Source organism: Simplicispira sp. GW247-4R2A, from assembly GCF_059424465.1.
Genome location: NZ_JBWKZM010000020.1, coordinates 68237 through 89886 on the forward strand (window position 1 = coordinate 68237; position 21650 = coordinate 89886).

The following is a 21650-nucleotide window of genomic DNA, read 5'->3' on the forward strand; positions in this document are numbered from 1 at the left end:
CTTAGCCCGCTTCGCACCGCGCCCGCAGCAAGGCATCGGCGCGCTGCAAGTCGGCCAGCGTATCGATGTCGGTCACCACGCCGCAGTCTTCCACTGGCAGGCTGAGCAAAGTTCCACGCTGCGCCGCCGTGCGCAGGAGGGCGCTGGCGCCCTGTTCCCCCGTCAACGCTGCCAATGCCAATCCGAAGGCCGCAGCAAAACCCACCGGGTGGCCGCGCTGGCCGCCAAACACCGGGGCCACCACCTCGGCGCCGCCCGCCAATGCGGCAGCAATCGCACGCAGCGTGTCTGGCCGCACCAAGGGCAGATCGCCGGGCAGCACCAGCCAGCCCCCCGCTACCGGCGTGGCACGCACCGCCGCAGCAATTGAATCGCCCATGCCGGGGTGGCCAGCGTCTTCCAAGTGCCAGGGCAGGCCGCTGGCACGCACGGCAGCCAGCGTGTGCTCGAGTACGCTGCGGCCTTCCAGCATCGCCGCTAGCTTGTGCACTTGCCCGCCTGAGGCGCGGAATCGATCCCCCCGGCCCGAGGCCAGCACCAGCACGCAGGGCAGAATCGGATCAGACGGGAGGGGAGGCATGGCAAAGACTCTATCGCAATGCGTTCCCATTCCAAGGGATGGGGCACAGGCGCGGCACAATCCTGCCATGAACCCGCCCTCCACTCCCCTGTCAGCCCACCTCGCCGATCTGCGCAAAAGCTACGAGCGCGCCGAGCTGAACGAAGAGGCATCGCACGCCGACCCTTTGCAGCAGTTCAACCAGTGGCTGGGCGAAGCCATCAGCGCCCAGCTGCCCGAACCCAACGCCATGACCCTGGCCACCGTGGGCAGCGACCTGCGCCCGAGCACGCGCATCGTGCTCATCAAGGGCTGTGACGCGCAGGGCGTCGTCTGGTTCACCAACTACGAGAGCCGCAAGGGCAAACAACTGGCTGGCAACCCCTACGCCGCCCTGCAGTTCCACTGGGTGGAGCTCGAGCGCGTAGTGCGCATTGAAGGCGTGGTGGAAAAGGTCAGCGATGCCGAGAGCGACGCCTATTACAAAACCCGCCCGCTCGACTCGCGCATCGGCGCCTGGGCCAGCCCGCAAAGCGAAGTCATCTCGGGCCGAGGCGTGCTGGTGGCCAACGCCGCCAAATACGGCGCCCAGTACCTGCTGAACCCACCGCGCCCGCCGCACTGGGGAGGCTACCGCCTCAAAGCCGACCACTGGGAGTTCTGGCAGGGGCGCAAGAGCCGGCTGCACGACCGGCTGCGCTACCGGTTGGAGGCAGACACCTGGGTGCGCGAGCGCCTGGCGCCGTAAGAGCCTGTTCAATCGAGACAACAAGGAGACGACGCCATGCAAGCAGCCCCCAACGGACTCAAAGGCAAAACCCTCTTCATCACCGGCGCCTCGCGCGGCATTGGCCTGGCGATTGCCAAGCGCGCCGCAGCCGATGGCGCCAACATCGTCATCGTGGCCAAGACCACCGAGGCCAACCCCAAACTGCCGGGCACCATCTACAGCGCCGCAGCCGAAATCGAAGCTGCCGGCGGGCGCGCCCTGCCGCTGGCGGTGGATATCCGCGACGAGGCGGCGGTGCTTGAGGCGGTCGCCAAGGCGGTGGAGACCTTTGGCGGCATCGACATCCTGGTCAACAACGCCAGCGCCATCAGCCTGACCAACACCGAAGCCACGTCCATTAAGCGCTTCGATCTGATGCACGGCGTCAACGCCCGTGGCACCTATCTGTGCACCATGGCCTGCCTGCCCGATCTGAAAAAATCGGCCGAGGCCGGGCGCAATCCGCAGGTGCTGACCATGTCGCCGCCGCTCACCATGCAAACGCACTGGTTCCAGCCGCACACGGCCTACACCATGGCCAAGTACGGCATGAGCATGTGCACGCTGGGCCACGCCGGCGAGTTCAAGCGCCACGGCATCGCCGTCAACAGCCTGTGGCCACGCACCGCCATTGCCACGGCCGCCATGCAGATGATTCCCGGAATGGATGTGGCGCTGTGCCGCACGCCCGAAATCATGGCCGACGCCGCCTACTGCGTGCTCACCGACACCTCAGACGCTACCGGCAATTTCTACATCGACGACACGGTGCTGGCGGCGCACGGGGTGACCGATTTCGACCGCTACGCCGTTACGCCGGGGAACCGCAACTTCCTGCCGGACCTGTTTCTGGATTGACGCTCAGGCAGTCACCAACCGCGAAACCAGAAACATCACCACCGGCAGCGTGAGCAAGGCCATCGCCGTGGAGACGGCAATGCTTGCCGTCACTTCGGCTTCGGCCACGTTGTAGCGCTGGGCAAACAGGAACACGTTGGCGCCAATCGGCAGCGACGCGGTGACCACCAGCACCGCCAGCGCCGGCCCGCCAAAGCCCAGCGCCATGCCCAGACTCCCCAGGACCAGCGGAAACACCAGGGATTTGATCAAGGCCACGCGCAGCGCGGGCTGGAAGTTCGACCCTACCTTTGAGAAGGCCAGTGTGACCCCTACCAGCAGCAGCGCCAGCGGCCCCAGCGCCTGACCGAGCAGTTGCAGGGGCTTGTCGACCACGGTGGGTAGCGCGAGGCCTGTTTGTGCAAACAGCAGGCCAATGATGATGGGCAAGGGCACGGGGTGGAGGATGCCGTTTTTCACCGCCTGCAGTACGGTGCGCAACATGTGCGGCTTGGGCTGACCGGGCGTGTGGGCGCGCTCGCGTGCGGCGGCCATCTCAAAGACCACCGTGGCCCCCGTCAGCAGCACCAGGGCGTGCACCGAGATCAGGGTGAACAGCGTCACCAGCCCGGCCTGGCCAAAGGCCAGGCCGATGAGCGGCACGCCGATCATGATGGTGTTGCCGAAGGTATAGGCCAGAGCCCGCGCCGCCGCCAGCGTCGCAAAGCCCTGCAGCGCCAGCGTGGTAGCAAAAACCAGTGCGGCGGCTGCGAAGTAAATGCCCACCGGGCCAAAGTCGAGCGTTTCGATGTGCACCGTGCTCATGGTGCGAAACAGCAGGGCCGGCGTCAGCACCATGAAGACGAGGTTGGAGAGGTCTTTGACCGAGGCAGCCCGGATCCACTCCAGGCGCGCGGCCAGAAAGCCGATGGCAATGAACAGGCCGACCGGGACCAGAGAAGTAAAAACGGGAGAGTTCAAGACGCGACTATATTTTTGATAGCTGGGCGAGCTTATGCCTAAAGCGCTGGAACCCTATTTTCATCAAGAAACCGTAAGCATCGCACGGCTCCCATTGCGCGCGCCCGCGTTCTTGAGGAGGCTTGGAGCCGCAAAGACAGGGCTCCTGTGCATCGCGACCAGCCAAAAACCGTCGCTTCAAGCCTCCACCGGCGCCACTTCAATGCGGTTCCGGCCATTTTTCTTGGCCGCATACAGTTGCCGGTCCACCGCCTCCATGAAGTCGGAAGGCGACATGCGCGGGCCGGGAACCACCGTACCGACACCGATGCTGACGGTAAGGCGTTGCTCATGCGGCGACTGCGCGTGGGTGATGGCCTGCTTCTTGATCAGCCGCTCGCAGCGCTGGGCGACTTTCAGCGCCACGGTGGCATCGGCTTGCGGCAACAGGACCACAAATTCTTCACCGCCGAAACGCGCCACCAGATCGCGCGGGCCATCCAGGGCCAGACTCAGCGTTTGTGCGATATCCGTCAGGCAGCGGTCGCCCTTGATATGCCCATACAGGTCGTTGTACTGCTTGAAAAAGTCGATATCGAACATCAGGACGGACAGCGGCTGGCCGTTGCTGCGTGCGCTCTCCCATTCCAGTTCGAGGCTGACATTGAATCGGCGCCGGTTGGCGATGTTGGTCAACCCGTCCTTGAACGACAGCGCTTCCAGTTCCTTTTGCAGGGCGAGCAGTTTTTCTTCGGTCCTTTTCCGTTCGCTGATGTCGAACATGAAGCCCACCAGCGCTTCCGGCCCGCCCTCCTGGTTGCGCACCACGTGCACGACATCACGTAGCCACACGTACCCGTTGTCCTTGGTCAGCGCCCGGTAGTCGGCCTCGTGGTCCACCCCAGCCTGGGATTGCGCGACACAAAAATTCACCACGTTGTCACGGTCATCCTGGTGCATGCGCGCTGCCCAGTCTTCCACGGTCATCCAGCTCTCGGGCTTCCAGCCGAGCAGCTCTTCGATTTGCGGGCCGATGTAGGTAAACCGCTTGCTGGCCCAATCAATCTTCCACGGAATGGCCTTGGTCGATTCCAGAAGGGTCCGGTACACCGCGTTGTCGCTATGGAGGTCGCTCACGTCTGCCATGTTCCATGTCTCCTGGTCAATATGGGTTCAATGCCTGCTTACCCGATGGCGACCGGTTGGCCATGCCCCGTGTCGATGGCGTTCCAGTACCAATAGAAAAATCCGTGGTCTTTTTGCAGCAGCGTGTGCGTGACGATGCTGCCCTGCCGGATGTCGCCCCAGCAGGCGCGCGCCGAATTGCGGTTGTTGTGCAGGTCGATGCACTCCAGGCTGGTACTCGCCGGTTTGGGCGGGATATACAGCGCACTGCCACGCGGCACCCAGAGATCCGCCAACCGGATCTTGCCCAGCCCTGGCCAGTAGCGGCCGACCGAAATCACCAGCGGCTGCGTGGGGTCGGTGGATGCGAACACGTGGGGGAAGTCGTGGTGCTCCAGGTCGGTGCACACCACGCTAAGCAGAGTATTGCCCGTTCCCTGGTAGGGCGACCAATGCCCGGCGAAGACACCGTATTCGTATTCGATCTGCTGCAATTGCGCGACCGGGCTGCTCAGGCGGACCACCTGCCCCGGCTCCACCAGCGTGATACCAAAGGCCGCCGCGACATCCCGCGTCGCCCACAGCGGCGCGAAATCGACCTGCCGGGCTGCAAACCCCAGTTGCGTTTCAATGCCGTACGGCGGCGTGGGTTTGACCCCAAGCACTTCGGCCACCACGTACTCGTTGCCCATGGCCATCGCCGGGTTGGTGGCCGCCGGTTCGATCGGCGCGGCGCCAGCGGGCGGCTGGCTGAGATAGGTGGGGGCGCCGCCATCGTTGAAGAAAAACGGCGTTTGGGCAATGTCCACCGCCGTTTCGAAAATCTCTTTGATGAACAGCGGTGCAGCAAGCTGGGTTTCGGGCACGGGGTAATGACTCCTGCATGTTTTGGGACGTTCGCGCTTCCAATTCGGCCCCCAACACGGCCGGAAAATATGTTACCAGGGGTTTCAATTTGGCGCTGGACGCGGCTGAAAGCGCCGCGGCATCGGCCACCGCCTCGAAGCGGAGCAAGCCGGGCGGGCCAGCCACCGCTTTCTACGGGCACAAGCTCCGCCCTGCGTCACGGGTGGGCACAGGAGTCATCCAGCCCCGCCATGCCCGCCACTTTCTGCAGACGCGAGCGATTGTCCAAACAGGCTTGGTGTTCGACCTCGGCCGCTTTTTGCTGGGCCAAGCGGATGGTTCTGGCGCGTTCGGCCTGCAGGCGGGCCACGCGCTCGCGTATCTTCGGCATGGCGGCCAACGCGGCTTTTTCGCCCTCGATGATGGCGGTGGCGCGCTGGCTGAAGTCGGCCGAGCTCAGGTCGAGCACCTTGGGGCGGATGACGACGTCGGCCCGCGCCAGCTCGGCCTGACCGAGCTTCTGGCCCATGATGGCAATCGACTGATTCAGCGTGCCCAGCATGTCGCCCGACACCTTGCCCTGGGCCTTGCTGGAAATGTCCACGGCAATCACCACATCGGCGCCCAGCTGGCGCGCCGCATCCACCGGCACCGGGCTGACCACACCGCCATCCACATAATGGTATTTGCCAATGGTGACCGGCTGGAACACCCCCGGCACGCTGCTGGACGCCCGTACCGCCTGGCCCGTGTTGCCACGCGCAAACGCCGTGCGCTCGCCATCTTCGAGCCGCGTCGCCACGGCCACGAAAGGCTTGGCCAGTTGCTCCATGGGCTTGTGGTGCACCTGCTCGTTCACGTAGTCCTCCAGCTTCTGGCCCAGCACCAAGCCGCCAGAGGACCACTGCAGGTCGCGGATATTGGCCTCGTCCATGGCGATGGCCTTTTCCTGCAACGCAAACGCATTCAGGCCGCTGGCATACAGCGCCCCCACCACGCTGCCCGCACTGGTGCCCGCCACCACAGCCGGAGCAAAGCCATTGGCCTCCAGCATCTTGATGACGCCGATGTGCGCAAACCCCTTGGCCGCGCCGCCGCCTAGGGCGATGCCGATTTTTATGGGCGGTGCAGGAGGTATGGTTGCCGTGGTTGCCGTGGTTGCCGTGGTTTCTGGGGCGGCGGTCGGCGGGCTGGGCGGGTTGCTGCTGCAGGCGGCCAAGAAGGCCAGGAGCAGAGGCGTGAGCGGACGCGAAAAGTGGGTCAGACGGGAGCCGGGGAATCGGTTTGTCATTGAATCGGATGTGTGGCGCCAGCCGTTTGGCTGACGCAAGATGAGCTGCGGTTTGTTGCCGGACCGGCGCCAGGGAGAGCTTGAACCCCATGGCATGCAGCACCTTGAACAGAGTATCGGAGCTGGGCGTGCGTTCCCCAGACAGGCTCTTGTAGAGAGCTTTCACGCGACAGGCCTGTGTCACGCGCCACTTGGCTCATGCCCCGTGCCTTGGCAATATAGCGATGCATCGTGCGCAAAAGCTCACCTTTCTATAGCTTTCAACGCCCGCCAAGTAAGCGCTAGAGGCCTATTTTCCTTAAACGTTCATCTCACCCATCCTTCAAAAACCGCACAAACGTCTTGCGAAACTTGGCAACCTTCGGCCCCACCACCGCGGCGCAGTAGCCCTGGTTGGGGTTGCGCGCGTAGTAGTCGTCGTGGTAGGCCTCGGCGGCGCTCCAGTTGGAAAGCGGTGCGACTTCGGTGGTGATGGGTCCGTCGTAGAGGCCCTCCTCCGCCATTTCCTTGAGCATCTGGCGGGCCAGTTCGCCCTGGGCTTCGGTCTCGTAATAAATGCCACTGCGGTACTGCGTCCCCACGTCGTTGCCCTGGCGGTTGAGCTGCGACGGGTCGTGCGTGGCGAAGAAGATTTCCAAAATCTCGCGCAGGCTGATCACGGTGTCGTCAAACTGCAGGCGCACGACTTCAGCGTGGCCGGTGTGGCCGGTGCACACCTGCTCGTACGTGGGGTTTTGCACATGGCCATTGGCGTAGCCGCTTTGCACGTCGGTCACGCCGCGCACGCGGTCAAACACCGCTTCTGTGCACCAGAAGCAGCCGCCAGCCAGGGTGATGCTCGCCCTTCCGGCTGAGGCCGGTGTACCGGGTTGATTGCCTGGATTGCTCATGGCGTCAAGCTCCTTCCGATTTTTTCGAGGCTCGTGGGGCGGGATGCCAGTCGCTGACCCCCACCAGCGCTGGGTCGTCGGCATGGTCTACCAGCATGAGCCGCACCCGCTCTTGCCAGAGCTGTGCAAAGCGCTCCAGCTCGGCGCTGTTGGCGCGCTCGGAGAAGGCCTTGGCCATCAGCGGTCGCATTTCGTCCGGCCAGGGCAGCAGGGCACCGTCCAGGTGCACGCTGACGGCCTTGCCAGTGTCCCGGCGGCGCATGCCCAGAACGCCGTCAACGTCGGTACCAAAGTGCAGCAGGTTCTTGCGTGCAAAGAGCGCCGACGGGCCGGCGCCAGGAAACCCGGTTTCAGCCGCGGCACCGGTCACCAATTGCACCACCGAGGAGATAACCCCCGTCACGCCGCTATCGCGCGGGTCCCGCATGAAAACTTCCACATCGCCCCGCACGGGCGTCTCGCCTGCATACAGCGCGCGCAGGCCATGCAGGGCCATGAGGTAGGCGCCCGCGACGGTCGGGCACGAGTGGCCCGCCAGACGCACCACGTCGGCGTAGCCATATCGAATAAGCCCCTGTCGGACCGCGCCCAGAAACTGGGCCAGCGGGTCGCGCACCGTAATGACGGGCGCTTGCGCGAAAAAATCGGGAAATCCGGGGTCTTGCACTTCTGTCATGGCACCTGCTTTTGCTTTGGATGCGGCACATCGCGTGCCGCTGGGCAATCGTAAACACTTCTGACTGCATGACCGCATTGGGGCTATTTCAATCAGGCGCGCATTGACCTCGGCAGACGGCTTTGCTACATTACTAACCAGTCAGTCAGTAATCAGCACTTTGTCCACACGCCCTGCTCCCCTTCCTGCCGAACCTCTTCACGACGACACCCTGGGTGCCGCGCCTGGTGGGGCGGCGCGCCGCGAACGCCGCAAGCAGGCCCGCCCTGGCGAGCTGCTGGATGCCGCGTTGGACCTGTTCGTGGAAAAGGGTTTTACCGCCACGCGGGTGGAAGAAGTGGCTGCGCGTGCTGGTGTGTCCAAGGGCACGCTGTTTCTTTATTTCCCCAGCAAGGAAGAGCTGTTCAAGGCCGTGGTGCGCGAGAGCATCGTGGGACGCTTCGATGAATGGTCGGCACAAATCGACCAGTTCCCCGGCAGCACGGGCGAGATGCTGCGCGCCTGCTACCAGGCCTGGTGGGAACGCATTGGCAACACGCGCGCCTCGGGCATCACCAAGCTGATGCTGTGCGAGGCGGGCAATTTCCCAGAAATCGCCCAGTTTTACCAGCATGAGGTCATCGAACCGGCGCAGCAGCTGATTCGCCGCGTGCTGGCGCGGGGTGTGGCCTCGGGGGAGTTTCGCGCGGTCGACCCTGTGTACGCGGTGCACGCCATCATTGCGCCGCTGATGTTTTTGATGCTCACCAAACATTCCATGGGCGCCTGCGTGCCCAATGCCGCTGATTTCGATCCGCAGACTTTTATCGACCACCAGATTGATGGTCTGCTCTATGGCCTGTGCGTGCGTCCAGCGCCGGCTGCCCCTGCTTCTCCTTTGCCCCCACACCCATGAAACGCTGGATTCCCTGGATAGCCGCGGCTATCGTCGTTGCCGTGGTGGCCGCTGGCGCCTTGCGTGCCATCTCGGCGCGCAAGGCGCAGCAGGAAACGGCCAGCAGCGCGCGCACCGAACACGTGGTGATGGAGGTTGCGCCCGGCGAGGTATTTGCCCTGCGCTCGCGCGAACTCACGCTGGGCATCCCCGTTTCGGGTGCGGTGCGTGCGGTGCAGTCGGCCACCATCAAGGCACGGGTGGCGGGTGAGCTGCAAGACCTGAACCTGCGCGAAGGCGATGCCGTGCGCGCCGGCCAGGTGGTGGCGCGGATCGACGCGACCGAAACCCAGGCGCGCGTGCGCCAGGCGCAGCAGCAGGCCGACGCGGCCCGCGCGCAGGTGGCGATCAGCCAGCGGCAGTTCGACAACAACCGGGCCCTGGTGGCACAGGGCTTCATTTCGAAAACGGCGCTCGACACCTCGCAGGCCAGCCTGGATGCCGCCAAGGCCTCGTACCAGGCGGGGGTAGCGGCGGCCGACGTAGCGCGCAAGTCGCTTGCCGACACGGTGCTCAAGAGCCCCATCGACGGCTTTGTCTCCCAGCGCCTGGTGCAAAACGGCGAACGCGTGGCCGTGGATGTGCGCATTCTCGAAGTCGTAGACCTGTCGAAACTCGAAGTCGAAGCCCTGGTTCCCGCCGCCGACGCCGCGCAGGTGCGGGTCGGCCAGACAGCCAGCCTGCAATTGGAAGGCACTCACGATGGCCTGCAGGCGCGCGTGGTGCGCATCAGCCCGAGCGCACAGGCCGGCACGCGCGCTGTGCCCGTGTACCTAGCCATCGACAACGCCGCCGCCCTGCCCGGCCTGCGCCAGGGGGTGTATCTGCAGGGCACGCTCGCAGCTGGCACGCAGCAGGCCTTGGCCGTGCCGCTGGATGCCGTGCGAACCGATCAGGCCGAGCCGTATTTACAGGTGGCCGAGGGCGGCCAGGTAGCGCACCACGTTGTCCGCCTGGGAGAACGCACCTTGATGGACGGCGCGACCTGGGTGGCGGTGCAAGGCGTGGCGGAGGGCGCGCAGGTGCTCGCGGCCCGCGTGGGCGCCCTGCCTGTGGGCACCGCGCTGCGCCTGCCCGAGCCCGTCCCTCAGCCACCAATCGCTGCGGCCCCAGCGCTTCCCCAGGCCTCTGCAGCCGCTGCGGCGCACTGACACCGGCATCTGCCAGGCCCCGCCATGTGGTTTACCAAAGTCAGTCTGCGCAACCCCGTGTTCGCCACGATGGTGATGCTCGCCTTCGTGGTGCTGGGGGTGTTTTCTTACCAGCGGCTCAAGGTCGATCAGTTTCCCGACATCGATTTTCCGGTGGTGGTGGTCACCACCGAATACCCGGGCGCATCGCCCGAGATCGTTGAGAGCGAAGTCACCAAGAAGATCGAGGAAGGCGTCAATTCCGTGGCGGGGATCAATGCCCTGACCTCGCGCAGCTACGAGGGCAGTTCGGTCGTCATCATCGAATTTGATCTCAATATCGATGGCCGCAAGGCCGCCGAGGACGTGCGCGAGAAGGTGGCCAGCGTGCGCCCCTTGCTGCGCGACGAGGTGAAAGAGCCGCGCGTGCTGCGCTTTGACCCTGCCAGCCGGCCGGTCTGGTCGCTGGCCGTGCTGCCCACGGCGGACGCAAAAACCCCGCTGTCGGCCGAGGCGCTGACCACCTGGGCCGACCAGACGCTGAGGAAGCGCCTGGAGAACGTGCGCGGCGTGGGTGCGGTGAATCTGGTGGGGGCCACGCGGCGCGAGATCAACATCTACCTGCAGCCGCAAGCGCTGGAAGCGTTTGGCATCACGCCCGAGCAGGTGGTGAACGCAGTGCGCAGTGAAAACCAGGATCTGCCGCTGGGCGCCATCCGCTCGCTGAACCAGGAGCGCGTGGTGCAGATCGACGCGCGCATACAAAGGCCCGAGGATTTCGGCCGCATCATCGTCGCCCGAAAAGGGGATGCACCGGTGCGCATCGAGCAGGTGGCGCGCGTGGAAGACGGCGCCGAAGAGGTCGAAAGCCTGGCGCTCTACAACGGCCAGCGCACGCTGCTGCTGTCGGTGCAGAAGGCCCAGGGCGAGAACACCATCGAGGTGGTCGACGGCTTGAATGCGGCGGTGGCCGCGCTGCGCGCCGAGCTGCCCGCAGGCGTGCGGCTGGAGACCATTGGCGACAGCGCGCGCCCGATCCGCGTGGCGGTGGAAAACGTGCGCGAGACGCTGATCGAAGGCGCGGCACTCACCGTGCTGATCGTCTTCTTGTTTCTCAACTCCTGGCGCTCGACGGTCATTACCGGCCTGACGCTGCCGATCTCCATCATCGGCACCTTTTTGTTCATGTACTGGTTTGGCTTCACCATCAACATGATCACGCTGATGGCACTCAGCCTGTGCGTGGGCCTGCTGATCGACGACGCCATCGTGGTGCGCGAGAACATCGTGCGCCACGTGCAGATGGGCAAGGGGAGCTTCGCCGCCGCCATGGACGGCACGCAGGAGATTGGCCTGGCGGTGCTGGCGACGACGCTCTCCATCGTCGCGGTGTTCCTGCCGATCGGCTTCATGGGCGGCATCATCGGCAAGTTTTTTCACGAGTTTGGCATCACCATCGTCGCGGCGGTGCTGATTTCGATGTTTGTCAGTTTCACGCTGGATCCCATGCTGTCGTCCCTCTGGGAAGACCCCAGCATTCACGCACACGGCAAGCGCGTGGAAGACCACAGCCGGTACGGCCGCACCATCGGCCGGGTGACGGGCTGGTTCGACGACGCCACGGAAAGTCTGGCACAGGGCTACCAGAAGGTACTGGGCTGGGCGCTGGTGCACAAGCTGAAAACCTTGGCGCTGGCGCTGGGCATTTTTGTGCTGAGCATTTTCATGGTGCCGCTGCTGGGCACCGAATTCGTTCCCGCCGCTGATTTTTCCGAAACCACGATCAATTTCTACACCCCTGTGGGCTCGTCGCTGGAAGCCACCGAGGCCAAGGCGCGCCAGGTGGAAGCCGTGGTGCGCGAGTTTCCCGAGGTGCGCTACACGCTGGCCACGCTCAACACCGGCAGCGCGCAGGGCAAGATTTACGGCAGCATTTACGTGCGCCTGACGGACCGCAAAGACCGCAAGCGCGACGTGGCCACCATGTCCGCCCTGCTGCGTGAGCGCCTGCACCGGATTGCCGGCATCACCATCACGCATGTCGGCCTGCTGGACCCGGTGGGCGGACAAAAGCAGATCGAGTTTTCTCTGCAGGGGCAGGATTTGCAGGAACTTGAACGCCTGACCCGCCAAGTGACGGCGCGGCTCAAGGACATTCCGGGTCTGGTCGATCTCGATTCCAGCCTGAAGGCAGACAAACCGGTGATTGCCGTGGACCTGCGGCGTGACGCGGCCTCGGACCTGGGCCTCTCGGTGGGCTCGGTGGCGTCCAGCCTGCGCACCCTGATTGCCGGCCAGACGGTGGGCAACTGGCGCGCGCCCAACGACGAGACCTACGACGTGAACGTGCGCCTGGCACCCGAGGCGCGCACCACGCCAGCGCAAATTGAGCGCCTGCCTTTCACCCTGGCAGCGACCGGTGGCGGCACGCGCACGGTGCGCCTGGGCCAGGTGGCGCAGGTGCGCGAATCCACCGGGCCCAACCAGATCAACCGGCGCGACATGACACGCGAAGTGGCCATCAACGCCAATGTCTACCACCGGTCCACCGGCGAAGTGTCGGCCGACATCCGCAAAGTGCTCGACCAGACGACATTCCCGCCCGGCTACCGCTACCAGTTTGGCGGCTCCACCAAGAACATGGCTGAAGCCTTTGGCTACGCCATCTCGGCGCTGCTGCTGGCCATCGTGTTCATCTACATGATTCTGGCCAGCCAGTTCAGGAGCTTTCTGCAGCCGCTGGCGCTGATGACGGCGCTGCCGCTGACCTTGATTGGCGTGGTGCTGGCCCTGCTGATCTTTGGCTCGGCGCTGTCGATGTTTTCCATCATCGGCGTGGTGATGCTGATGGGCCTGGTCACCAAAAATGCCATCTTGCTGGTGGACTTTGCCATCCGCTCGCGTGAGGACCATGTGGGCGACGACGGCTCCGTGCAAGCCGGCCTGCCGCGCAGCGAGGCGCTGTTGCTGGCGGCGCGCGTGCGGCTGCGCCCCATTCTGATGACCACGCTGGCCATGATCTTCGGCATGCTGCCACTGGCCTTTGCCATGAGCGAAGGCTCGGAGCAGCGCGCTCCCATGGGCCAGGCGGTGATCGGCGGCGTCATTACCTCGTCGCTGCTGACCCTGGTGGTGGTGCCCGTCGTGTACTGCTACATGGACGACCTGGCGAACTGGGCGCGCCGCAAATGGCGCGGGGGCAGCGCCTAAAATCAAGGGTTTGCCCTGAATGCCCTCCCCCCTTTTTCTCTCGGAGACCGCCCATGAATATGCCCACTAGTCCTTCTGCCCATCCCGATGCCGCGCTTGAGCAGGCGCGCTTCAACATGATTGAGCAGCAGATTCGCCCCTGGGATGTGTACGACGGCCAGACGCTCGACGCACTGGGCCGCGTGCGCCGTGAGGATTTCGTTCCGCCCGCCTACCGCAGCCTGGCCTTCATGGACATCCAGATTCCCCTGCGCGGCAATGCCGAAGAGGCGCTGCAGAAGGGCGAATGCATGCTCTTGCCCAAGGTGGAGGCGCGCCTCATGCAGGACCTGCTGATCACCCGCAACGACCGCGTACTGGAAATCGGCGCCGGCTCGGGCTTTATGGCCGCGCTGCTGGCGCAGGTCGCCGACCAGGTGGTGAGCCTGGAGATTGAGCCCGAACTGGCGCAAATGGCACTCGACAACCTCAGGCGCGCCGGCGTGCGCAACGCTGCCGTGCGCGTAGCCGATGGTTCGAGCCTGATTCCCGATGGCCCATTTGACGTGATTCTGCTCAGCGGCTCGGTGGCCTCCGTGCCGCAGGAACTGCTGGCGCTGCTGCGCGACGGCGGGCGCCTGGCCGCCATTACTGGCGAAGAGCCCATGATGCGCGCCACCATCGTGCGCCGCCAGGGCGAGCGCTTTGACACCATCCAGCCCTGGGACACGGTGGCACCGCGCCTGCGCAACTTCCCAGAGCCCTCGGCATTTCGCTTCTGAGAGTACGCCAATGGTCGATCAAGTGCGCCCCGCCGATCTCGCCGCATGGTTTGCCGCGGAACCCGCCGCCGCGCCGCTGGTGCTGGACGTGCGTGAGCCCTGGGAGCTGGCCATCGCCAGCGTCCAGGCCGCCGGCTTCGAAGTGCGCGCCATGCCCATGGCCAGCGTGCCGGCGCAGCTCGCTGCCCTGGACCCGGACCAGCCCGTGGCCTGCCTGTGCCACCACGGCGCACGCAGTTTCAACGTGGCGATGTTTCTGGAGCAGCGCGGCTTTGCGCGCGTGGCCAACATCACCGGCGGTATCAATGCCTGGTCTGCCGAGTGCGACTCCTCGGTGCCGCGCTACTGAGGCGCACCCTGCCTTTCTGCCCCCTTTCGTTCGTTCCGACTACTCCGAAAGACCTTCATGCACCCGTGCCGGCTTGTACCCCTGTCTCTGGCTCTGGCCGCAGCGTTCGCTGCGCCCGCTCACGCACAAAGCCTGCTGGAGCTGGTGCAGTCCGCCAGCGAAACCGATTCCAGCTGGCAAGCCGCACGGGCGCAACTGGACGCGGCCGAAGGCCGCGCCGGCCAAGCACGTGCCGGGCTGCTGCCCAGTGCGGGGCTGTCAGCGGGCTGGTCCGTCGCGGATACCGAGATCAGCCGCCCGCCGATGGACTTCAGCACCGTGACGCAAAGCGTCGCCATCAGCGCCTCGCAGCCGCTGTACCGCCCGGCCAACGGCATTGCCTACAAGCAAGGCAAGCGCGGCGTAGATCTGGCGCGCGTGCAGCTCGAAGGGGCCACGCAAGACCTGCTGGTGCGCGTCAGCCAAGCCTATTTCGACGTGCTGGCGGCGCAGGACACCCTGGCCTCGGTGCAGGCCCAAAAGGCTGCCGTGGACGAACAGCTCGCCGCGGCCAAGCGCAATTTCGAGGTCGGCACCTCCACCATCACCGATTCGCGCGAAGCGCAGGCGCGCTTTGACCTGGTGCGTGCGCAAGAAATCGCGGCCGAGAACGACTTGCGCGTCAAACGCCTGGCACTTGACCAGATCACGGGCCGCACCAATGCCGAGCCATTGCCTTTGAGCCAACCGGTCCGCCCGCCCGAGCCCACGCCGCTGGACGTCAACACGTGGGTGCAAACGGCACAGACCGAACAGCCGCAGGTGCGCGCGGCCGCCATTGCGCTAGACGTCGCCCGGCTGGAAACCAAGAAGGCCGAGACCGGCCACCTTCCGACCGTGGATTTGCAGGCCAGCTACGGTGTGGCGCACTACCCGCGTGGCTCCTCCACCATCCCGAACCTGAACACACGCGCCAACAACGCCAGCATCGGTGTAGCACTCAACGTGCCGCTGTTTGCCGGCTTTGCCATACAAAACCGCGTGCGCGAAACCTTGGCCCTGGAAGACAAGGCCAGCGCCGACCTTGAAACCGCCCGCCGCGCCATCGCACAGGCCACGCGCGCCGCCTACTTCGGGCTGGAGTCGGGCCGCAGCCAGGTCAGCGCCCTGGAAGCGGCCGAGCAATCGAGCAAAAGCGCGCTCGAAGCCAACCAGCTTGGCTACCAGGTAGGCGTGCGCATCAACATCGACGTGCTCAACGCCCAAAGCCAGCTCTACCAGACCCAGCGCGACCTGGCCCAGGCGCGCTACAACGTGCTGCTGGGCACGCTCAAGCTGCGCCAGGCGGCGGGCACGCTCAGCCTGGACGACGTGCGCAAAGTAGACGGTTTATTGGTTAAAAAAGCCCCTTAAGGCAATACCAGTAAGCGATAGAAGCTATATTTTCTATAGCATTCTACCGTTTCACTCCGCACTCAGGCGGTGACACCGCCCTCTGGATGTGCATGCAGCATGGTGTCGAGCGCCAGCGCCGAGTGCGCATAGGCTGCGCCCGCGCGCATCTCGGCCGACACCCAGATGGCTTCCATGATCTCGGCTTGCGTGGCACCCGCTTTGAGTGCCGCCTGCGTATGGCCACGAATGCAGTACGGGCACTGCGTCACATGCGCCACCGCCACCGCAATCAGTTGCTTGGTCTTGCTCGGCAACGCACCATCGGCAAAGACGGCAGCGCTAAAAGCCTTGAAGGCGTTGAGAGGCTCAGGCGCCAGTTCGCGGCGCTTGCGCGCAATGTCAGCGCTGGCGTGGGGATAGAGGGATTCGTCCATAGGAAGCTCCTTTCAAAACCGAAATCGATCAGGCCGCGCGGGCCTTGGGGGGCTGGTAGCTGCCGGCCTCGGAGCGAAATGGGATCGCCAGGCGGTTCCAGCCGTTGATGGCGACAATGGCGAGCGTCAGGTCCACCAGCGCCTTTTCGTCGAACTGGCGGCGTACCTCGTCGTACAGCGCATCGGCAACACCGTGCGGGCCCAGTTGCGTCACGGCTTCGGACCAGGCCAGCGCGGCACGCTCGCGTTCCGAATAGAAGCTGGTTTCCCGCCAGGCGGGCAGCAGGTACAGGCGTTGCTCGGTTTCTCCGGCGGCGCGTGCGTCCTTGGTGTGCATGTCCAGGCAGTAGGCGCAGCCGTTGATTTGCGACACGCGTGTCTTCACCAGTTCCAGCAGGCTGTGCTCCAGGCCAGACTGGCGCACGTAGTTTTCCAGCCCCAGCATGGCCTGGAAGGCGGCCGGAGCGGCTTGTTTGTAATCAAGGCGTGGTTGCATGGAAAGCTCCTTCAAAAGTGTGCGGTTCGGTTGCGGTGCGCCCTTCATGGCGCTGCCGCTCTATCGGGTGCCAGCAGCAAGGCGCGCACCACGACCGCGTTGTTGTGGGCTTCGTCGTGTGCGCCATAGACCAGGGTCACCGTGCCGCTGCGCGCCCGTGCACGCAAGGCGTCCAGCGCCTCGGCCTGGGTTTGCAGCTCGGTTGCATAGCGCTTTTGAAACTCGGCCCAGCGCGCCGGATCGTGGCCAAACCATTGGCGCAGTGCCGTGCTGGGCGCAAGCTCCTTGGCCCATTGGTCCAGCGCCAGAGCTTCCTTCTTGACGCCGCGCGGCCACAAGCGGTCGATGAGGATACGCGTGCCGTCTTCCGGCGCAGGCGGTTCGTAGGCGCGCTTGATCAGCACATGGCTGGCAGGCACCGGGTGGGTCATGGCGTCACTTTTGCCTTGCCGCATTGGCTGGCCATGGCCCGTTCCATCTCGACTTCGGCGTGCAGCCCGGCCAGATCGCGATGCACCACGGCCACGGCCAGTGCCTTGCCGGCGCGCCGGTAGGTGATGCGGCAGTCTTGCTGCTCCAGGTCGCCATCGATCAGCGCCTCGTCCCAACCCTCGGCGTGGCCGACATAGGCCAGGGCAAAGTCGTACTGCTCGGTCCAGAAAAAGGGCACCGCGTCAAAGCGCTCGCGCTGGCCCAGCAGGTTGCGCGCGGCCGTCTGGCCCTGGCGCCCCGCCACCACCCAGTGCTCGACACGAATGCGATCGCCCGTGGCCGGGTCGGGCCAGCGCGCAATGTCACCGGCCGCGTAAATGCCCGGTACGCTGGTTTGCAGGTAGTCATCGACCGCCACGCCGCGGTCCATGGCCAAACCGGCCTGTTCGGCCAGCGCCAGCGCCGGGCGCACGCCAACGCCCACCACCACCAGATCAGCAGGGAGTATTTCGCCGCTGCGCAGGCGCACCGCCTGCGCGTCAATGCCGACTGGGTCGGTGCCCAGGTGAAACACCACGCCGTGGCGCTCATGCAAAGTTTTGAGGTAGGCGCCCACCTGCGGCCCCAGCACTTTCTCCATCAGCACGCTCTCGCGCCCCACCACGTGGACGTCGATATTGCGGGCGCGCAGCGATGCAGCGACTTCCAGGCCAATGAAGCTCGCACCAATGATAACGGCGCGCTTGGCGCCCTCAGCGGCCGTGGCCAGTGCCTCGCCATCGGCCTGCGTGCGCAGCACGTGCACATGCGGCAAATGGGCGCCGGGAAGGTCCAGCCGCACCGGCTCGGCACCGGTGGCCAGCAGCAGCGCGCCATAGGCCAGGCGGCTGCCATCGGCCAGTTGCAGCTGGCGCTGGGCGGGGTCGATGCCCACCACCTGGGTCGCCAGGCGCACACCAATGTTTTGCTCTTGGTAGAACTCTGCCGGCCGCAGAGACAGCCACTCGGCGGGAGCGGTTCCCGCCAGAAAGTTCTTCGACAGATTGGGGCGGTCGCAAGGCAGGTGCGTATCGCTGCTGAGCAGTGTCACCGGCCCGGCGTAGCCTTCACGCCGCAGGGTCTCCGCAGCGGCCTGGCCGGCGGTACCGCCGCCCACGATGACGACGGATTCGGGCATGCCCGCGTGGGCCGAGCTGGGCTTGGGGCCGGCGATGCGCTTGCCGGTGACGTAGGCCTTGCCAGCGCGCTGCTCTACCTGCCAGCAACCCACGCCGCCCAGGGCCGGCGCACGCAGCGCCTCGCCGGTGCGCAGGCTGAAAGCCGCGTGGTGCCAGGGGCACCGCACGGTATCGCCCACCACCAGGCCCTCGGCCAGCGGGCCACCGTAGTGGGTGCAGGTGGCGCCCACCGCAAACAGCTCGCCGCCGTGGCGCGACAGCAGCAGCGCTTCGCCGTGGGCGTGGCCCAACAGCATGGCGCCTTCGGCAATGCGGTCAAGCGCTACGCCCGCCGCGAAATCGTCGCCCTGCAAAGGGGTTGGGGTATCGCTCATGGTCTGCTCCTCCATCAGAAGCGGCGCCCTGCCTGGCCGTGCAGCCCAAGGGCCGCTGTGGCAATGGTGAAGCGGGCACCTTGTGCTTCACCCTGGTGCTGGGTGACAGCCTACGCCGCTGCGCGGATCGGCTTGGCAGTAGGGGCTTTGGGGGCTGCGCAGCCGCAGTGGGCGCCATGGGCTTAGTTTGAATCCCGAGCACCGACGGGGATGCTGGTCGATCCGGTCGTCAGGTTCGTCACCTCGTTGATAAACCGCCTGCTGCCCAGCGTCGGCGCCTCGTCCCCGTAGGCGCTGTAGGCCCACTGCCAAGCGGGCTGCCCGCCCTGCTGCGTCAGCTGCCTGGCGGTGTTCAGGTGGTCGCTGTGGATGGCGTAGAGCAACCCATCGATCTCGGCGGCGATCGGCATGGGGCCGCTGGCGGTCGGCAGATAGAAATACTGGCCCTGGCCGCCGCTGCCCGCCCCGCCCATGCCGTATTCGCCCACGAGGCTCCCCTCTTCGTCGTACAGGTAGGCCCAGCCCAGGTGCTCGGCCTCGCTGTTCTTCGGGCTCCACAGGCGGGTGAAGAACTGGGCAATGCTTTGCAGGAAGCCCAGGTCCTCTTCGTCGTCTTCCAATAGGCCGGAGCTGGTGCTGTACAGCGCCTCGGTCTTGAAGACGCGCTGGCCCAGGGCGTTGTGCGCGTAGCGCGTGGTAGGCGCGTCCGGGCCCTGACCTGTCTGGCTGCTTTGCAGGCGCCCCTGGCTGTCGCAGTGGTACTGGCGCAGGCCGTCGCTGAGCAGGTTGCCGGCGCTGTCGTACTGGTAGGGGGTACTGGTGCTGGTGCTGCCCGTGCTGCTGGTGGTGGTCTGCTCCAGGCCGAGGAGTTTGTTGTGGCTGGCCTCCGTTGTGTAGCTGCGGGTGGCGGTTGCGACGCGGTCGTGTGTGTATCCAAGGGTACAGGGAATTCGTCGGAACTTGAAGCAAAATCGAGCTTCAGCGCTTGATGGCAAATGGCTGGAAGCTATCAATTTCATTGTGATTTTCAAATCACACCTTGGGCTTAAGTTCGGTGAATTGCTGCAACAGCCAGGGATGCGAATGGCTTTTAGTCCAGAACTTTGCTACTTCTTTTTTCTCCAGATCGTGAACCACAGTACAAGAGGAATGAAAAGAAAGAAGATCCCAAAACCAAGTTGTACTGTTGCCTGGGTTTCATAGTCACTGGGATTGTGATTAGGCAATGAACCTATCCATGCAGTCTGTATTCCCCAGAAGCCAAAGAACAGCGCCAGTAGAACGCACAGTATCGTTAAAAGGAGGCGGTGCATCCATCATCTCCACGACTGGCCGGGACGACTTGGCATAAAAGGAATTCCTGGCTTAATAGAACAATGGGTCAGAACATCGTCAGCAAAGCTCTGGCATTGATTCCAAGGCATCCAATGTCCAGTCGACTGCCCCGGACGAATGGCCTCGCTTACACACTGCTCATCAACATAGGGAACCGGCGTGCACTCAGAACCCTCTTGTGAACTTTGGCCGCTATGGTCAAGCGTCTGCGTTGGCGCACCCGGCCGATCAGAGCATCCTTGCCCTGGAACTGGACACTGAGCACCCATACCAGCTTCCAGTGCCCCTGTCAAAAGCCAATTGTGATTTGGCAAAACAATACTGGCACGACCAACCCAGTCAATGTTTATTGGCCTTTCACAGCGCCACACACCAGTCCATGGTGGGCCATATGGCCCCATGCTTGGATTATCGAGGCCTCTCGGATCCGTCCACTTCAGCGGATTGCCATTCACATAGGCAAACCGATTCCACCCCCCCTCCAGCCCAATCGGATCGCCCTGCGTATACCTCCCCGTCTTCGGATCGTAGCTGCGGAAGTAGTTGTAGTGCAGCCCCGTCTCTTCGTCAAAGGTCTGCCCAGGGTAGCGCAGGTTAAAGCGCACCGGCGGGATGCTGGTGGTGCCCGTGCTTGGCGTGGTGGTGTCGTCCGCGAAGCGGTTGGCGCCCAGGGTGGGCGCTTCGTCTCCGTAGGCGCTGTAGGCCCATTGCCAGGCGGTCTGCCCGTCGGCTTGGGTCAGGCGCCTTGGGGTGTTCAGGTGGTCGCTGTGGATGGCGTAGAGCAGCCCGTCGATCTCCGCCGCAATGGGCATGGGGCCGCTGGCCGTGGGCAGGTAGAAGTACTGGCCCTGGCCGCCGCTGTTGGCCCCGCCCATGCCGTAGTCGCCCAGCAGGCTGGTGTTTTCATCGTAGAGGTAGGACCAGCCCAGGTGCTCTGCGTCGCTCGCCTTGGGGCTCCACAGGCGGGTGAAGAATTGCTGGATGCTTTGCAGCAAGCCCAGGTCTTCTTCGTCTTCGTCCAATAGGCCGGAGCTGGTGTTGTACAGCGCTTCGGTCTTGAAGACGCGCTGGCCCAGGGCGTTGTGGGCGTATTTGGTGGTGGGGGCCTCTGGGCCTTGGCCGGTACTGGCAGTCTCCAGGCGGCCTTGGCTGTTGTAGCTGTAGCGGTGCAGGCCGTCGGTTTGCAGGGTGCCTGCAGCATCGTACTGGTAGTTGACGCTGGCGCTGGCGCTGGCGCTGCCGGTGCTGCTGGCGATGGTTTGCTCAAAGCCCAGCAGTTTGTTGTGGCCGGCCTCCGTGCTGTAGCTGCGCGTGGTGGAGGTGCCGGCGCGTTCGCGCTGGCTGCCCAGGAGGTTGCCGTTGGTGTCGTACTGAAAGGCGGTGGTGTCGGGCGGCGTGCCAGCGGCGGTGGTTTTGCTGAGGCTGGCCAGGCGCCCGGCGTTGTCGTAGCTGGCGTTCCAGGTGATGGTGGCCTGGCTGATGGTGCTGGCCTGGGGGTTGGTGTTGACGGGACCGCAAGACAAAGTGCCGGGAATATGGCGAAATTTGAAGCGAAATCTGGCTCTAGCGCTTGATGGGCAAGCGCTGGTAGCTATAAAAAATAGAGCCGAAAGGGCGGATTCAAAACTGAAGCGCAACACCTGCCAACCTCTAAGGTCAGCAGATGCACTCCTCTCCTTCGCACTACCAG

21 protein-coding genes and 1 pseudogene are annotated in these 21650 nt (G+C 64.6%); 8 read left to right on the forward strand and 14 right to left on the reverse strand.

Annotation, left to right across the window (positions count from 1 at the left end; all coding sequences use genetic code 11):
• Position 1: 1 nt before the first annotated feature.
• Positions 2-580 (reverse strand): nucleotidyltransferase family protein, encoded by a 579-nt coding sequence (locus tag AC07ZH_RS14165; RefSeq protein WP_495200280.1) that lies wholly within the window; start codon positions 578-580, stop codon positions 2-4.
• Positions 581-647: 67 nt separating this feature from the next.
• Here AC07ZH_RS14165 and pdxH point away from each other — a divergent pair, with 67 nt between their 5' ends.
• A complete protein-coding gene (gene pdxH, locus AC07ZH_RS14170) occupies positions 648-1307 on the forward strand; it encodes a pyridoxamine 5'-phosphate oxidase (RefSeq protein WP_495200281.1) in 660 nt (219 codons plus the stop codon).
• A gap of 36 nt (positions 1308-1343) precedes the next feature.
• A complete protein-coding gene (locus AC07ZH_RS14175) occupies positions 1344-2186 on the forward strand; it encodes an SDR family oxidoreductase (protein WP_495200282.1) in 843 nt (280 codons plus the stop codon).
• A 3-nt stretch (positions 2187-2189) separates the two neighbouring features.
• On the opposite strand, the gene AC07ZH_RS14180 is transcribed toward AC07ZH_RS14175, so the two are convergent.
• The 7 genes and pseudogenes from AC07ZH_RS14180 to AC07ZH_RS14210 form a co-directional block, all read right to left on the reverse strand.
• Entirely contained in the window at positions 2190-3146 is a 957-nt protein-coding gene (locus tag AC07ZH_RS14180) for an AEC family transporter (protein WP_495200283.1), read from the reverse strand.
• Positions 3147-3323: 177 nt separating this feature from the next.
• Positions 3324-4271: a diguanylate cyclase domain-containing protein gene (locus AC07ZH_RS14185; RefSeq protein WP_495200284.1), complete on the reverse strand. Its 948-nt coding sequence runs from the start codon at positions 4269-4271 to the stop codon at positions 3324-3326.
• A 38-nt stretch (positions 4272-4309) separates the two neighbouring features.
• The gene (locus AC07ZH_RS14190; RefSeq protein ID WP_495200285.1) at positions 4310-5116 is read right to left on the reverse strand and encodes a hypothetical protein; all 807 of its coding nucleotides are present in this window, start codon (positions 5114-5116) and stop codon (positions 4310-4312) included.
• A 197-nt stretch (positions 5117-5313) separates the two neighbouring features.
• Complete coding sequence (locus AC07ZH_RS14195; RefSeq protein ID WP_495200286.1) at positions 5314-6387, reverse strand: patatin-like phospholipase family protein; 1074 nt, start codon at positions 6385-6387, stop codon at positions 5314-5316.
• Between the two features lie 76 nt (positions 6388-6463).
• A pseudogene (locus AC07ZH_RS14200) lies at positions 6464-6605 on the reverse strand (addiction module antidote protein); the annotation flags it as partial.
• Between the two features lie 93 nt (positions 6606-6698).
• Positions 6699-7277: a peptide-methionine (S)-S-oxide reductase MsrA gene (gene msrA, locus AC07ZH_RS14205; RefSeq protein WP_495200287.1), complete on the reverse strand. Its 579-nt coding sequence runs from the start codon at positions 7275-7277 to the stop codon at positions 6699-6701.
• 4 nt (positions 7278-7281) lie between these two features.
• Positions 7282-7953 (reverse strand): FmdE family protein, encoded by a 672-nt coding sequence (locus AC07ZH_RS14210; RefSeq protein ID WP_495200288.1) that lies wholly within the window; start codon positions 7951-7953, stop codon positions 7282-7284.
• A gap of 160 nt (positions 7954-8113) precedes the next feature.
• Here AC07ZH_RS14210 and AC07ZH_RS14215 point away from each other — a divergent pair, with 160 nt between their 5' ends.
• From AC07ZH_RS14215 to AC07ZH_RS14240, 6 genes are read left to right on the forward strand one after another with little or no spacing between them, the layout of a single operon-like run.
• Complete coding sequence (locus AC07ZH_RS14215) at positions 8114-8848, forward strand: TetR/AcrR family transcriptional regulator (protein WP_495200289.1); 735 nt, start codon at positions 8114-8116, stop codon at positions 8846-8848.
• On the forward strand, positions 8845-10038 hold the full coding sequence (locus tag AC07ZH_RS14220) for an efflux RND transporter periplasmic adaptor subunit (RefSeq protein ID WP_495200290.1): 1194 nt from the start codon (positions 8845-8847) through the stop codon (positions 10036-10038). The genes AC07ZH_RS14215 and AC07ZH_RS14220 overlap by 4 nt, the downstream gene beginning before the upstream one ends.
• Positions 10039-10062: 24 nt before the next feature.
• Positions 10063-13227 carry an efflux RND transporter permease subunit gene (locus tag AC07ZH_RS14225; protein ID WP_495200291.1) on the forward strand — a complete coding sequence of 1055 codons (3165 nt, stop codon included), beginning with the start codon at positions 10063-10065 and terminating at the stop codon, positions 13225-13227.
• 53 nt (positions 13228-13280) lie between these two features.
• Positions 13281-13988 carry a protein-L-isoaspartate O-methyltransferase family protein gene (locus AC07ZH_RS14230; protein WP_495200292.1) on the forward strand — a complete coding sequence of 236 codons (708 nt, stop codon included), beginning with the start codon at positions 13281-13283 and terminating at the stop codon, positions 13986-13988.
• Positions 13989-13998: 10 nt separating this feature from the next.
• Positions 13999-14337, forward strand: a complete 339-nt coding sequence (locus tag AC07ZH_RS14235) for a rhodanese-like domain-containing protein (RefSeq protein WP_119107641.1) — start codon at positions 13999-14001, stop codon at positions 14335-14337.
• A gap of 57 nt (positions 14338-14394) precedes the next feature.
• Complete coding sequence (locus AC07ZH_RS14240) at positions 14395-15729, forward strand: TolC family outer membrane protein (protein ID WP_495200293.1); 1335 nt, start codon at positions 14395-14397, stop codon at positions 15727-15729.
• A 62-nt stretch (positions 15730-15791) separates the two neighbouring features.
• On the opposite strand, the gene AC07ZH_RS14245 is transcribed toward AC07ZH_RS14240, so the two are convergent.
• The 6 genes from AC07ZH_RS14245 to AC07ZH_RS14270 form a co-directional block, all read right to left on the reverse strand.
• On the reverse strand, positions 15792-16145 hold the full coding sequence (locus AC07ZH_RS14245) for a carboxymuconolactone decarboxylase family protein (RefSeq protein ID WP_119107643.1): 354 nt from the start codon (positions 16143-16145) through the stop codon (positions 15792-15794).
• 28 nt (positions 16146-16173) lie between these two features.
• Positions 16174-16641 carry a carboxymuconolactone decarboxylase family protein gene (locus tag AC07ZH_RS14250; RefSeq protein WP_119108509.1) on the reverse strand — a complete coding sequence of 156 codons (468 nt, stop codon included), beginning with the start codon at positions 16639-16641 and terminating at the stop codon, positions 16174-16176.
• Between the two features lie 44 nt (positions 16642-16685).
• Positions 16686-17072 (reverse strand): DUF488 domain-containing protein, encoded by a 387-nt coding sequence (locus AC07ZH_RS14255; protein WP_495200294.1) that lies wholly within the window; start codon positions 17070-17072, stop codon positions 16686-16688.
• Complete coding sequence (locus AC07ZH_RS14260) at positions 17069-18625, reverse strand: FAD-dependent oxidoreductase (RefSeq protein ID WP_495200295.1); 1557 nt, start codon at positions 18623-18625, stop codon at positions 17069-17071. Before AC07ZH_RS14260 ends, AC07ZH_RS14255 begins: the two co-directional genes overlap by 4 nt.
• Positions 18626-18807: 182 nt before the next feature.
• The gene (locus tag AC07ZH_RS14265) at positions 18808-19644 is read right to left on the reverse strand and encodes a hypothetical protein (protein WP_495200296.1); all 837 of its coding nucleotides are present in this window, start codon (positions 19642-19644) and stop codon (positions 18808-18810) included.
• Positions 19645-19941: 297 nt separating this feature from the next.
• A complete protein-coding gene (locus AC07ZH_RS14270; RefSeq protein ID WP_495200297.1) occupies positions 19942-21483 on the reverse strand; it encodes an RHS repeat domain-containing protein in 1542 nt (513 codons plus the stop codon).
• Between the last annotated feature and the right edge of the window lie 167 nt (positions 21484-21650).